This window comes from Variovorax sp. GW823-FHT04B03 (assembly GCF_058796495.1).
In genome coordinates this window covers 1,181,426-1,194,469 of sequence record NZ_JBXAIT010000001.1, presented here as the reverse complement: position 1 = coordinate 1,194,469, position 13,044 = coordinate 1,181,426, and the positions used below count along the sequence as shown (strand labels likewise).

Annotated in this window: 13 protein-coding genes; 6 read left to right on the top strand and 7 right to left on the bottom strand. The window is 66.7% G+C overall.

The window, feature by feature from the left end:
- The 4 genes from AC1RAD_RS05370 to AC1RAD_RS05355 form a co-directional block, all read right to left on the bottom strand.
- Positions 1–609 carry a flavin reductase family protein gene (locus tag AC1RAD_RS05370; RefSeq protein WP_307584173.1) on the bottom strand — a complete coding sequence of 203 codons (609 nt, stop codon included), beginning with the start codon at positions 607–609 and terminating at the stop codon, positions 1–3.
- Positions 610–701: 92 nt separating this feature from the next.
- Entirely contained in the window at positions 702–1,178 is a 477-nt protein-coding gene (locus AC1RAD_RS05365) for a hypothetical protein (RefSeq protein ID WP_062478668.1), read from the bottom strand.
- A 52-nt stretch (positions 1,179–1,230) separates the two neighbouring features.
- The gene (locus AC1RAD_RS05360) at positions 1,231–1,956 is read right to left on the bottom strand and encodes a hypothetical protein (protein WP_095949419.1); all 726 of its coding nucleotides are present in this window, start codon (positions 1,954–1,956) and stop codon (positions 1,231–1,233) included.
- 257 nt (positions 1,957–2,213) lie between these two features.
- Positions 2,214–3,173, bottom strand: a complete 960-nt coding sequence (locus AC1RAD_RS05355) for an AraC-like ligand-binding domain-containing protein (protein WP_139700034.1) — start codon at positions 3,171–3,173, stop codon at positions 2,214–2,216.
- A gap of 212 nt (positions 3,174–3,385) precedes the next feature.
- Between AC1RAD_RS05355 and AC1RAD_RS05350 the strand changes: the two genes are divergently transcribed.
- Genes AC1RAD_RS05350 through AC1RAD_RS05325 form a run of 6 tightly spaced genes read left to right on the top strand, consistent with a single transcriptional unit; the run spans position 3,386 to position 9,331 of the window.
- Positions 3,386–4,576, top strand: a complete 1,191-nt coding sequence (locus tag AC1RAD_RS05350) for an amino acid ABC transporter substrate-binding protein (RefSeq protein WP_159275014.1) — start codon at positions 3,386–3,388, stop codon at positions 4,574–4,576.
- Between the two features lie 4 nt (positions 4,577–4,580).
- Positions 4,581–5,459, top strand: a complete 879-nt coding sequence (locus AC1RAD_RS05345) for a branched-chain amino acid ABC transporter permease (protein WP_159275015.1) — start codon at positions 4,581–4,583, stop codon at positions 5,457–5,459.
- Positions 5,456–6,388, top strand: coding sequence for a branched-chain amino acid ABC transporter permease (locus AC1RAD_RS05340; RefSeq protein ID WP_492734130.1), 933 nt, complete (start codon positions 5,456–5,458; stop codon positions 6,386–6,388). Before AC1RAD_RS05345 ends, AC1RAD_RS05340 begins: the two co-directional genes overlap by 4 nt.
- Positions 6,385–7,134, top strand: a complete 750-nt coding sequence (locus tag AC1RAD_RS05335) for an ABC transporter ATP-binding protein (protein ID WP_492734129.1) — start codon at positions 6,385–6,387, stop codon at positions 7,132–7,134. The genes AC1RAD_RS05340 and AC1RAD_RS05335 overlap by 4 nt, the downstream gene beginning before the upstream one ends.
- Positions 7,131–7,841, top strand: coding sequence for an ABC transporter ATP-binding protein (locus AC1RAD_RS05330; protein ID WP_492734128.1), 711 nt, complete (start codon positions 7,131–7,133; stop codon positions 7,839–7,841). The genes AC1RAD_RS05335 and AC1RAD_RS05330 overlap by 4 nt, the downstream gene beginning before the upstream one ends.
- A gap of 38 nt (positions 7,842–7,879) precedes the next feature.
- Positions 7,880–9,331: an aldehyde dehydrogenase gene (locus AC1RAD_RS05325; RefSeq protein ID WP_492734127.1), complete on the top strand. Its 1,452-nt coding sequence runs from the start codon at positions 7,880–7,882 to the stop codon at positions 9,329–9,331.
- Between the two features lie 36 nt (positions 9,332–9,367).
- On the opposite strand, the gene AC1RAD_RS05320 is transcribed toward AC1RAD_RS05325, so the two are convergent.
- Genes AC1RAD_RS05320 through AC1RAD_RS05310 form a run of 3 tightly spaced genes read right to left on the bottom strand, consistent with a single transcriptional unit; the run spans position 9,368 to position 13,042 of the window.
- Positions 9,368–11,422 (bottom strand): T6SS phospholipase effector Tle1-like catalytic domain-containing protein, encoded by a 2,055-nt coding sequence (locus AC1RAD_RS05320; RefSeq protein WP_159275020.1) that lies wholly within the window; start codon positions 11,420–11,422, stop codon positions 9,368–9,370.
- Positions 11,419–12,180 (bottom strand): DUF3304 domain-containing protein, encoded by a 762-nt coding sequence (locus tag AC1RAD_RS05315; protein WP_159275021.1) that lies wholly within the window; start codon positions 12,178–12,180, stop codon positions 11,419–11,421. The genes AC1RAD_RS05320 and AC1RAD_RS05315 overlap by 4 nt, the downstream gene beginning before the upstream one ends.
- Before the next feature lie 22 nt (positions 12,181–12,202).
- The gene (locus AC1RAD_RS05310) at positions 12,203–13,042 is read right to left on the bottom strand and encodes a DUF4123 domain-containing protein (protein WP_159275022.1); all 840 of its coding nucleotides are present in this window, start codon (positions 13,040–13,042) and stop codon (positions 12,203–12,205) included.
- Positions 13,043–13,044 lie beyond the last annotated feature (2 nt).

The following is a 13,044-nucleotide window of genomic DNA, read 5'->3' as shown; positions in this document are numbered from 1 at the left end:
CTACGGTGTCAAACGCGGCAGCGTCTTCGCATCGACCGCCTCGCCGTCCACGATGAAGTGCCCGCCCGCCACATGGTGCAGCGTGCGCAGGTCGTCGTGGCCCTCGAAATGCCAGCGGCCTTCCGAGAACACGCGCGCATCGGCCTGCGCCGCGATCACCTCGCCCAGGAACAGGTCGTAGCGCTGCTGGATCGGCGGCTCGGGCAACAGCCGGCATTCGAGCCAGGCCGCGCAGCCCTCGAGCAGCGGCGTGCCGGTGGCGTCGCCCGCGAAGGTCGCGAGGCCGTAGGCGGCGAACTTGTCGCTGCCGTCGCGCTCGGCGATCTCGCGGCCCGAGCTGTTGCCCAGCGCCTCGGTCAAGTCGAGCTGCGCGCGCGTGGGCACCTGCAGCGCGAAGGTGCCCGCGCCTTCGAGCAGCACGCGCGTCCAGGTGCTCTTGTCGAGCACGACCGCCACCTTGGGCGGATCGAAGTCCAGCGGCATCGCCCACGCCGCGGCCATGATGTTGCGCCGGCCGTCGTGCGCGGCGCTCACGAGGACGGTCGGGCCGTGGTTCAGGAGACGGTAGGCCTTGTTCAGCGGAACCGGCCGGCGATAAGAGGCATTCATGCGCGGGAGGCTCGCGAAAGCGAGCCCGGAGGATGGCGGCCCGCCAGCCTACCAGCAGGCGCCGGGCTGCTCAAACGCCCGGTTGTTGCCCGTCACGCCGCATAAGCGTCGCACAGGGCGAGGTACTCGTCGCCCGAAATCTCCAGCGCCGTCGCGCGGCGCAGCACGCGGGCCTTCGGCTTGGGCAGGTCGGTCTTGATCTGGATCTGCTTGCCGATGGGAATGCCCATGTAGTCCTGGTTGACCCAGGTGTTCTCGACGATGTTGTGCCACGGCAGCAGCAGGCCGTTCTCGAAGGTCAGGCCCTGGCGGCCGATGACGAAGGCAGGCGTTGCGATGTTGGCCAGCGTACGGATGCACTTGACGGCCAGCCACGCGGCCAGCAGGCCGAAGCCCGCCGCGATGAGGATGCCGATGTTCTTGTCCTGCGCGCGGATGCACAGCACGGCGAGCACGACCGCGACCACCACCCAGAGCGTGGCACCGGCGATCAGCCGTGTGCGGGAGTAGAAGACGGGGCGGTCCTGGCGGGTTTTTTCCTGTTGGCTGGCGGAGCTGTAGATTTCCATTTTGGAGTCGCTGTACTTTGGAGATTGAAGAAAGAAAAAGAAGAAGAGGAGCTCAGGCCGACGGCAGGCGTTGCATGAGGCAGCTCATCAGCACCGGTTCGTTGTCGATCTTCGAGCGATCGATCTTGCGGGTCTTGCCGTTGGCGACGATGAGCAGGTGCTCGTCGACGTCCATCGCTTCGGCGTCCGACTGCGTGCGGATGGTGTCGATACTCGACCACGCGATGAGCTGGCCCTTGTGCACCAGCCCTTCCGCATTGAGCGCCAGCGCGCCGAAGGGCACGGTGTCGCCCGCATGCAAGCGCCGCTCGACGTCGTGCCGCAGCACCTCGCCCACGGCCTCTTCCACTTCAGCAACGAGCGCGTACGGGTCGTCCCACAGGTCGAGCCGCAGGCGCAGCGTCTGGCCGTCGCGGGTGGTGAGCAGCAGGTGGTTGCGGTTGTGGCGATGGCGCAGCCGCGTCACGTCGGCGAAGGCAACGGTCTGCGTGCCCAGCTGCAGGCCGTGCGCGGTCAGCGTCAGCACCTGCGGGGTGCGCAGCCACGCGAAGAAGTCGCTGCCCTTCCAGCAGATCAGGTAGATCGCGGCCGGGATCGCCAGCACCAGCACGAAGAAGGCGCCCTTGTAGCGCACGAAGTCCGGCGTGATGAGGTACGGAAGGATGTAGATCTTGGCCGGCACCAACACCATGGCGCAGAAGACATAGATCGCGGCCAAGCCGGCCAGCACACAGTAGAACGCGTAGCGCGGAAAGATGCGGTCGTGACGAAGGGGCATGTGAAGCAAATACCCAATGCGTCGACAACGGGCGTGATGGCGTGGAGCTGAATTGCGCGCACGACCATACCAGCGGGAAGCGTCGCTCTCGAGGCTGCGCACGCGTTAAAGCATCTTTTTTTTGATCTGAAAACGCCCGTTGCGAAATCAGTTAACCAAGAAGATTTAAGTTTGATGCCCGCTTCGACACAAGCGCTGCTTAAGCATTCATGGCAATTCTGCAAGCAACGCGCGGTGTGCGATGCGCACCCGCGCAATCAGCGCGGCAACGTCGCCTGCCGCCTGAACTCGCTCGGGCTGCCGCCCGTGTGCGCGCGGAACACGCGGCTGAAGTGCGAGAGGTTGCCGAAGCCCGCGCCCAGCGCGATGTCGGTGATGGAGCGTGCGGCGTTCGCGGGATCGATGAGGTCGCGGATGCTGGCCGCCAGCCGCTGGTGCTGGATGTAGCCGGTGAGCGTGTCGTCGTCGCCCGCGAAGGCCTGGTGCAGCAGGCGCTTGCTGCAACGCAGCGCCAGCGCCATGCCGTCGATGGACAGCGCCGGGTCGCGCAGGTTCTGCGCCACGTGGCGGTGGATGCGGTCTTTCAGTGCCTCGCGCTGGGTCTGGGCGGTGCTGCGGCCCGCCAGTTCCATGAGCGACAGGCGCACCAGCTGGATCAGCAGCTCGCCCGCGCCGCGCGCGGCGGCCTCGCTCATGTGGGGCAGCTCCAGGTAGGTGTTGCGCATGGTCTCCAGCGCCACGCGCGAGATGCCGCTGTCGCCACCGATGCGCCGCGCCACGAGGTCGCCCAGCGGCAGCGCGGGCGAGGCGATCTGGTCTTTTGGCAGCATCACGATGAGGTGGTCGCTGCGCTCGGGATTGGCCACGGTGTAGTCGAGCGTGGTGTCGTACAGCGTCCAGCCGCCCGCGCGCACGGCCGCCGCACGCCCGCGCTGCGTGACCTCGGCCGAGCCCTGCCAGGGCGCGACGATCTTCAGGTAGGGCGCATCGCTCAGGCGCGCCATCTGCGGGGTGCGCAGCACGCGGTGGCGGTTGGCTTCGAGCCGCGTGAGGATCACGTCGCCCGCGTGCGAGGACGCCAGGTGGCCGTCGAAATCGCTGTCGCCATACAGGTCGGAGCCGAGGCCGCCGAAGTGGCGCCACACCCACTCGCACCACAGCGGCCCGCGTTCCTTCGGCGGGATGGCGTCGGTGGACAGGAGCAGGGACGCGGTCATGGGGCGAAAGCGGTGAAGACGAAAGATTGCAACACGGCAGCAGGATGCCGCGCATTGTGGAGTGCCCGCAAAGCCCTCGCCTTTGCGGGTTAACCACTAGGCGCCTGCACGCTGCGTCAAGTGCTTTGTGCGCGGCGGGCACAGCGGCAAAGGGCGTGCGTTTCTACGATCCCGGTCAGCGGGCGCATACCGACGCCCGGAAGGAGACCTCCATGCTTCACCCCACCCGCCGCCACTGGATCCAGGGCACGGCCACCGCGCTGGGCGCGGCCGCCGTCGCGCCGCAGCTGTTCGCGCAGAGCGCGCCCGTTCGCATCGGCTACGCCATCGCCCGCACCGGCCCCTGGGCCGCGGGCGCGCAGGTGAGCCAGGAGCCCAACTACCTGCTGTGGGCCGAGCAGGTCAACGCCGCGGGCGGCCTGTCGGTGAAGGGCACGAAGCGGCCCATCGAGCTGATCGGCTACGACGACCGCAGCGAGACCGAGACCTGCGTGCGCACGTTTGAAAAGCTCATGGGCAGCGACAAGGTCGACCTCGTGCTGCCGCCCTGGGGCTCAGGCGCCAACTTCGCGGTCGCGCCACTGGCCAACCGCTTCGGCTATCCGCTGCTGGCGCCCACCGCCCTGTCGCGCAAGCTGATCGACATGCGCCTGCCCTTCTTCTTCTCGCTGCTGCAGCAGCCCGACAAGATGATGGGCGCGCTGGTCGACATGCTGGTGGCGCAGAACGTGAAGACCATCACCATCGTCTACATGGACGACCTGTTCGGGCTGGAGAACTTCGCGGCGCTGAACAACGCGCTGAAGAAGACGCAGATCCAGGTGCTCGACCGCAAGAGCTACCCGCTGGGCGTGAAAGACCTCGCGCCCGTGCTGCGCACCATGAAGGACCTGAACCCCGACGCCTTCATCGGCATCACCTACCCGCCAGACACCATCCTCGCGAGCCGGCAGGCGCGCGAAGTGGGCTTCAACCCGAAGTACTTCTACGCCTCGGTGGGCACTGCTTTCCAGCTCTACAAAAACGTGATGGCCGCCAACACCGAGGGCGTGATCGGCATGGGCTCGTGGAACGGCAAGACCAGCCCCGAGGCCAAGGCCTACTTCGATGCGCACACGAAAAAGTTCGGCAAGGAACCCGACCGCTGGGCCAGCGGCCATGCGTGGGCCGGCCTGCAGATCCTGCAGCAGGCGGTAGAAAAGGTGGGCCTCGATCGCAAGGCGCTGCGCGAGCAGATCGCGAAGAACGAGTTCAAGACCATCCTCGGGCCGATCCGCTTCGAGGGCAGCGAGAACGCGTCGATTCCCGGCACCGTGTCGCAGTGGCAGGGCAGCGACTTCGAAGTGGTGTGGCCCAAAGACCGCGCCACCGCGCAACTGATGCCGAAGCCGGCCTGGAAATAACAGCGTGTCGTTCTCTGGATGGGCCGAGCTCCTGGCCGGCGGATTGATCACGGGCGGCATCTACGCGCTGGTGGCCATCGGACTGAACCTGCAGTACGGGCTGATGCGCATCATGAACATCTCGCACGGCGAGTTCCTGATGCTCGGCGCCTTTCTCACCTGGTGGGCGCACACGGCGCTGGGCGTCTCGCCGCTGGTGTTCATGCCGGTGGCTTTCGTGCTGCTGATGGCGCTGGGCATGGCGGTGCACTGGCTGTGCTTTCGCCAGGTGGCGGCGCGCGCGCCGAACGTCGACGTGTTCGAGGCGCGCAGCCTGATGGTCGGCTTCGGCCTGATGTTCTTCGTGCAGAACACCGCCTTGCTCGTGTGGGGCGGCGACCTGCGCGGCTACGACTACCTGGCCGAGCCGGTGCAGCTGGGCGAGATGCGCTTCACCGCCAACAAGCTGGTGCTGTTCGGCGTGGCGCTGGCGCTGAGCCTCGTGCTCATCGCGCTGCTCAAGCTCACGCTGCTGGGCAAGGCGGTGCGCGCGCTGATGCAGTCGCCCACCGGCGCGCAGCTCGTGGGCATCAACACCAGGCGGCTGCACCCGCTGATGTTCGGCATCGGCCTGGGCCTGTCGGGCGTGGCCGGCGCGCTGCTGTCGATGACCTACGAGATCTCGCCCTCGATGGGCGAGCCCTACACCGTGACGGCACTGATCGTCATCACCCTCGGCGGCTTCGGCAGCATCGCGGGCAGCCTCGTCGGCGGCCTGCTGCTGGGCGTGGTGGAAGCGCTGGGCATGTACTACACGAGCCCCTCGCTCAAGATGCTGCTGTCGTATGCCGTGTTCATCGGCGTGCTGATCTGGCGGCCCAACGGACTGTTCTCCAGAAGATGATTTCCCTCTTTCAAAACAAACCGTGGTGGGTGCTTTGCATCGGCCTCGTGCTGGCGGCCGCCGTGCCGTGGGTCGCGAACGAGTTCATCGCCTCGGTCGCGCTCGGCTGCCTGATGTACATCGCGCTGGCCACGAGCTGGTCGCTGTTCTGCGGTGCCACGCGCTACCTGTCGCTGGCCACCTCGGCCTTCTTCGGCCTGGGCGCGTATGCGAGCGCCACGCTGCTCGAGGTGCTGCCCTGGCCTCTGGTGATCCTGAGCGGCGCGGCCATCGCGAGCGCAGTGGCGGTGCTGATGGGCGCGGCCGTGCTGCACCTGCGCGGCACCTACTTCGCCGTGCTGACCTTCGGCATGACCGAACTGATCCGCCATGCCGTCACCTTCGTGGAGAAGCAGGTCTCGGGCACCGTGGGCCGCGTGCTCACGGTGGTGCCGTCGAACGAGACGGTGTACCTCACGGTGCTGGCGATTGCGGGCGCGGCCATTGCCACCGCGCTGCTCGTGAAGCGCAGCCGCTTCGGCCTGGCGCTGGCCGGCATCGGCGCTGACGAGCAGCGCGCGCAGACGCTGGGCGTGGATACGCGCCGCGTGAAGATCGCCGGCTTCGCACTCACCGCCGCCTTCGCCGGTGCGGTGGGCGCCGCGATGGCCGTGCGCTGGACCTACATCGAACCGGCCGCCGTGTTCAGCCCCTTCATCGGCTTCCAGACCGTGCTGATCGCGATGATCGGCGGGGCCGCCAGCATCGGCGGGCCGGTGGCCGCGGCCATCGTGTTCAGCCTGCTGTCGGAGACGCTGCGGCTGCAGCTGCCCTACGGCTACATGATGGTGCTGGGGCTGCTGCTGATCCTGTGCGTGATGTACCTGCCCAACGGCCTTGCGTCGCTGTGGCAGCGCAAGCGTGCGGCCCTGCGGAGGCATGCGCCATGAAGGCAACGCCTCTTCTCGAAGCGCGTGACCTCACGGTGCGCTTCGGCGGACTCACTGCGGTCGATGCCGTGAACGCCACGCTGCACGCGGGCGAGCTGGTCGGCATCATCGGCCCCAACGGCGCGGGCAAGACGACCTTCTTCAACGCGATCTCGGGCGTGGTCATGCCCACGTCGGGCCGGCTGCTGGTGGAAGGCGACGTCGACCTCACGCGGCGCGGCCCGCACCTGTATGCCGCCCACGGCATCGCGCGCACCTTCCAGACGCCGCGCGTGATGGCCGACATGACGCTCGAGGACAACGTGCGCTTCGGCATGCAGTTCGCAGGCCGCCGCCGCGCGCCCATCGCAGGCCTGGGCAGCACCGGCGAGATCCTCGACATGCTGGGCCTGGGTGGCCTCGCCACACAGATCGCGGCCGACGTCACGCCCTCGCAGCAGCGGCTGCTCGAGATCGGCATGGCGCTCGGCACCCGGCCGCGCGTGCTGCTGCTCGACGAAGTGGCGGCCGGCCTCACCGAGGCGGAGGTCGATGCCATGGCGCGGCGCATCCGCCGCCTGAGCGACGACCACGGCCTCGCCGTCGTGTGGATCGAGCATGCCGTGACCACGCTGCTGAAGTACGTCGAGCGCGTGCTGGTGCTGCACCAGGGCCGCAAGATCGCCGACGGCACGCCGGCCGAAGTCGTGCGCAATGCCGAGGTGGTCGAGGCCTACCTGGGCGACGAGATGGAGGTCACGGCATGAGCGGCACGCAACTCACTGTGCGCGGTCTTGCGGCCGGCTACCACGGCTTCCAGGTCATCCAGGGCCTGGACCTCGACGTGACGCCCGGCGTCACCGTCGTGCTCGGGCCCAACGGCGCGGGCAAGACCACGCTGCTCAAGGCGCTCGCGGGGCTGCTGCCGCGCACGGGCGATGCGGTGCTCGACGGTGCGGCGCTGCCGTCCGCCGATGCCACCGCCTGCGTGCGGCGCGGCCTGGCGCTGGTGGCCGAGGGCCGCCAGCTGTTCCCCCAGATGACCGTCACCGAGAACCTCGAACTCGGTGGCTGGCTCATTCCCGCGCGGCTGCGCGCCGAGCGCCTCGCGCGCGCCTTCGACGACTTTCCGCGCCTGAAGGAACGCGCCACACAGCTCGCCGGCACCATGAGCGGCGGCGAGCAGCAGATGGTGGCGGTGGCGCGCGCCCTGATGAGCGGGCCGCGCCTGCTGATGCTCGACGAGCCCTCGCTCGGCCTGGCGCCGCGCATGGTCGACGAGCTGCTCGCCATCGTGCGCCGCATCGCCGACCAAGGCGTGACCGTGCTCATGGTCGAGCAGAACGTGCGCAAGGCCTTGCAGGCCGCCGACCGCGGCTACGTGCTCGAACGCGGGCGCGTCGTCGCCTCGGGCGAAGCGCAGGCGCTGCTGCATTCCGACGCCGTGCGCCAGGCCTACCTGGGCGCGGCCTGAACCACCCTCTTCCTCTTTCTTTCTTGCAAAGGACACCCATGACCGACATCTCCATGCTCATCGACGGCGAACGCCGCGCGGCCACCGGCGGCGCCACCTTCGAGCGCCGCAACCCGCTGGACGGCGGCATCGCCACGCGCGCCCCCGCCGCCACGCCGGCCGACGCGGTCGCCGCTGTCGATGCCGCGCAGCGCGCCTTCGCCACCTGGTCGCAGACCGGCCCCAACGAACGCCGCGCCCTGCTGCTCAAGGCCGCGCACGCGCTCGAAGCGCGCGCCGACGCTTTCGTGCAGGCCATGGCGCGAGAGACCGGCGCCTCGGCGCTGTGGGCCGGCTTCAACGTGCACCTGGCGGCCGGCATCCTCACCGAGGCCGCATCACTCACCACGCAGATCGCGGGCGAAGTCATCCCGTCCGACGTGCCCGGCAGCCTTGCCATGGGCGTGCGGCAGGCCGCCGGCGTGGTGCTGGGCATCGCGCCATGGAACGCCCCCGTGATCCTGGCCACGCGCGCCATCGCCACGCCGCTGGCCTGTGGCAACACCGTCGTGCTCAAGGGCTCCGAGCTGTGCCCCGAGACGCATGCGCTCATCATTGAAGCGCTGGCCGAGGCCGGCCTGCCCAAGGGCACCGTCAACTTCGTGACCAACGCGCCCGCCGACGCGGGCGCCGTGGTCGAGGCCATGGTCGCGCACCCGGCCGTGCGGCGCGTCAACTTCACCGGCTCCACGCGCGTGGGCCGCCTCATCGCGCAGACCTGCGCCACGTACCTGAAATCCGCCGTGCTCGAACTCGGCGGCAAGGCGCCCTTCGTGGTGCTCGACGACGCCGACATCGACGCGGCCGTGGACGGCGCGATCTTTGGCGCCTTCGCCAACTCGGGCCAGATCTGCATGTCGACCGAACGCCTCGTGGTCGACAACGCCGTCGCCGACGAATTCGTCTCGAAGTTCGCCGCCCGCGCACAAGCCTTGCCGCTCGGCGACCCGCGCGAAGGCCCCGTCGTGCTGGGCTCGGTCGTCGACATGAGCACCGTGACCCGCTGCAACGCCCTGATCGACGATGCGCTCGCCAAGGGCGCCGTGCTCGTGTGCGGCGGCAAGGCGCAGAACACGCTGATGCCCGCCACCGTGCTCGACCACGTCACGCCCGCGATGGCCATCTACCGCGAGGAATCCTTCGGGCCGGTGAAGGCGGTCGTGCGCGTGAACGGCGTGGAAGAGGCCGTGGCGGTGGCCAACGACAACGAGTTCGGTTTGTCGTCCGCGGTGTTCGGCCGCGACGTGGCGCGTGCGTGGAACGTGGCGCAGCGCATCGAGGCGGGGATCTGCCATGTCAACGGGCCGACGGTGCATGACGAGGCGCAGATGCCGTTCGGGGGGGTGAAGGCGTCGGGGTACGGGCGGTTCGGGGGGCGGGCCGGGGTGGAGGCGTTCACGGAGCTGCGGTGGATTACGGTGCAGACGACGGCGCGGCACTATCCGTTCTGAACGAAGGAGCGGCAGGACACCGCCCTGCCGTTCCGATCAGGCCATCATCGGCTCCGGCGAAGCCCTTTCGGCGGGCCGACGGTTCTGGGTCAACCGTGTCTCGTCCGCGCCCGCATACACACGGCGGTAGCGCAGGTAGCCGGCCCCCCATGCATACCATTCGCGCCCTTCCGTGAACTCGGGCGCGTACTCGCCCTTGGTCAGGTACAGGTTCACCCATTGCTCCTGCCGGCGCGTCAGCCCGGCGGGCGCTCCGCCTCTGGGTGGATCGATCTGCCCGCGCGCCTCGTCCGCTCTTTTCTTCCGGGCCACCAGTTTTTCGAGCTGCTCCTTGAACTCGGCCGCTTCGGGCCCGGTGAGCTTGAACCATGCGTGCGAATCGTGCACGCGGTCTTCGAACAGCTTGCTGGTGAGCACGGGCTCGTTCCAGTACGGCTCGATGCGGCCCCACTCGCCGACCCGCTCCGAATCGATGCCAGGCACGTTGTCGACTTCGTGCGGCGTGCCGTCGGGGCTGTTGCGGCCGCTGATCCGCTTCTTTTTCTTGAGCCAGGCTTCGAAGTCCTTCACTTCCTTGACGAACTGCTCGTCGGCCGACTTGAGGTCCGCCTGGTCTTCCTTCGAAGCGCGCAAAACGAACGGCATCGTGGCCGCGTGGCCAGCCCAGGACTTGCGCCACTGGATGAACAGCTTGCGCTGCTCCGCCATGATGTCGCGCAGCACGCCTTCCTTGACCTGGCATACGGCAAGGTAAGCGTTGAAGTCCCGGATCAGGTCCTTGGCGACCATGAATTGCTTCTGGATGACTGGGCGTGCCAGTTCCAGTTTCAGGGGCACGCCCAAGATTCGTGCTTCGCGGTACATCAGGGCCAAAGGAATGCGCGAAAGCATGTCCTCGCCCGCCTCATCGATCCCCTTGCCCTGCTCCTTCGGCATGTAGCCTCCGCCGACGTCCGAGTGCATGCCAGGGCACACCCACTCCCGAGAGTTCTCAGGCAACGTATTGCCGACATGAATGGAATCCGATGGAAAGCTGCGACGGAACTCATGCGCGGCCACGATGTGCAGGCAGGGCACGTCGGCCGGGATGCGCATCGACGTGTCAGCGTCAGCCCAGCCGCCATGGCCGTCGGCGAAAAGGGACGAGGCCGCCACACCGACCGACGCGACGGTATCGAACAGTCCCAAAAAGTCGAAGGTCACCGGAAACGAGGCCAGTGTCGGCCCGGTCTGCCCGCGGAGCTGAGCATCGATCTCGCACATCGCAAGGAACCAGTTGACGAAAACCCGTGCCTCCGCCGCACCTCGCGAAAAGCCGAATGCGCTGACGAAGATGCGCTGCACGCGCCCCGGATCAACCTTGCTGCACTGACCCGTTGTGGGATCGATCATGTGCGGCTTGACCGACTCGTGCAGCTTGTTGAGCATCGCTTCGAGCGTCCGGCGATTCTTGTTCTCGCGTTGGCGCTTGTCGGCGGACCCTTTGCCCGCTTCCAGCAGTTCCTCCCGCCCGAGGTCGAAGGCCTTGCAAAACTTCAGCACTTCTTCGGTGGAGAACAGCCCTGGTCCGTTGCCGCTTCGGGTGAGGTAGCGGTAGACGCAGTTGAGCGCTTGCGCCAACGCCCACAGGATGCGGCGCTCGCCGTAGAGCGCCGTGGCGTTGCCCAGCAACGCGTCCTTGCCGGTGCCGCTGTCGTCCACCTGCGTGAAGGGCGTCCCCACGCCCGGCACATACACCTTGAAGAACTGCTGGTAGTTGTCGGGGTTCGTGGTCCACTGCGCATCGGGGTCGGCTGGCACCCCGGGCACGTGCTGGCCCGGATAGGCACCGTACAGGCGTGCGACGTTGGAGTGCGTGTGATCCTTTTCTCTGGTGCTGCGATCGTAGTTGTTGCGCGTGCCGTCGAAGAAGAAGCCCATGAAGAGGTTCACGTCGCAGGACTTGCCGGGCTGACCGATGGGGCGCAACTCCCGACCTATCTCGTAATTTCTCTTGATGCGTTCACTCTGTTTCTCTCCGAAAAATCGTTCTCGATTCAATAGATCTGAAAAAGCGAGCTCATCCAGAGAAGAAATGAGCTGCGCAGTCATGGCTTCACCTTCATGAGGTGCTCGACCTTTTCGCGGGAGTACTCCAGTGATTTTTCCTTCCACTGGCGTTCGTGGATGAGAAATTCCGGGTCGGCTGGGCCAGTAAACATCTGGAGTTCTTTGGGAGGTCGTTTTTGCTTTCGCTCTTCCAAGTAGAAGTCCCAAGTCTTCTTGAGAGACGCCAATGGGTCCTGATTGAATTCATCCATGGACTTCTTGCTTGCGTTGAGACTCTCCTGCGCCAACCGCATGTCTCGCTCCCACAACTCACGTTGAAAGGCCAATGAAGGCTTGGGCCACCCCTTGATCTTCCCGGGCCACTCGTCGCCATTGGGACGATAGGCGGTCGAAACAACCCCCACCGTTCCATCGGGATAGTTGATGAACCACACATCCCCTGCCTTGCCGCTCTTGTCGTAAGGCGGCAGATCGACGATGAAGGTCTGGCGCGGCCGGTAATCGCCCGCCTTGTTGTCGTAGCTCTGCAGGATCACACCGACCTGGATGCCAGGCGCCCACATCTTCGGCACGTTGTAGCAACAGATCACGCCCCCTGCGGCGAATGGGCCGATCTCTTCGGAGGCGACCACGGTCTGCTTCGGGTCCTTGGGATCGAACAGCCGGTAACGGATGTCCTGGTCGGTGTAGTTGACGCCGCTGACCGAGGCTGGAACCGTGTCAGCACGACCAGTGGCACATCCTGCCGTAGCCAGAGATGCAAGAAACGCGAGGGGAAGGAGCCAGTTTTTGAGAATCATCTGTTGTTCCTGTGGCAATGCGCTAGACCATCAAGGCGCGCAGCGCTTCATGGTCCGGGCCAGCGCCGTGGCTGAGTTCGGGGTGCTGCCAAAAAACTTCACACAGCCTCATCCTTTGCGCCACCGTGTCGAACTGCATGGCATCGGCTGCGACGAGCCCGCATACGGCCAGTGCGTGCAGCACCGAGGGCCGGTGCTGCGCTTCGTAGGCTGGCGAGAGTTGAAGCAGGTTCGCGATCACTTCATCTGCTTCGCTGCCGGCAATGAGCACCGCGCATTGATCACCATCGAGTACCGGTGCGCATGGAGCCAGCGACGTGGATGCCATTTTCCCCGGGGCAAGGAAAGTGCTCCAGCTGGCGTCGCGCCGACGGAAATGCCATGTGGCTCCGGGACCGCAGAACGCCATCTGCTGCAACGGAGACAGCGCGGCCAGCACATCCGGCAGGCGGCGCGTGTCGGGAAAGCGCAGCACGAAATACTGCCCGTCCGCATTCACGATGCACCAGGGGCTCAGGCGTTCGAACAGCGATTCGAGCGGTTCGTTCGAGCGGATGAAGCTGAGCATCGGCAAGCCATTCGTCAGCAGCAGCACACGATCGAGCAAGGGCCTCTCGCCGGCATCGATGTTCAGCAGCACGGGTGAATGCTGGATCACTTCATCCGAAGCGCCGGGCATGTTCTCGTAGAGCGACCGCCAAGAGCCGGAGCCCAGGTGGCTCTCGAGCAGCTGATGGCATTGCGGAGCGAATGCGCAATCGATCAAGGCGTAGCGAAATCCCTCGGTGCCGGAGGCAAGAGGGCCGTCGTCCGCAAACAGGGCGTCGATCCATCCGGGCGCGTGCTTGTCGATCAGGTTCATCG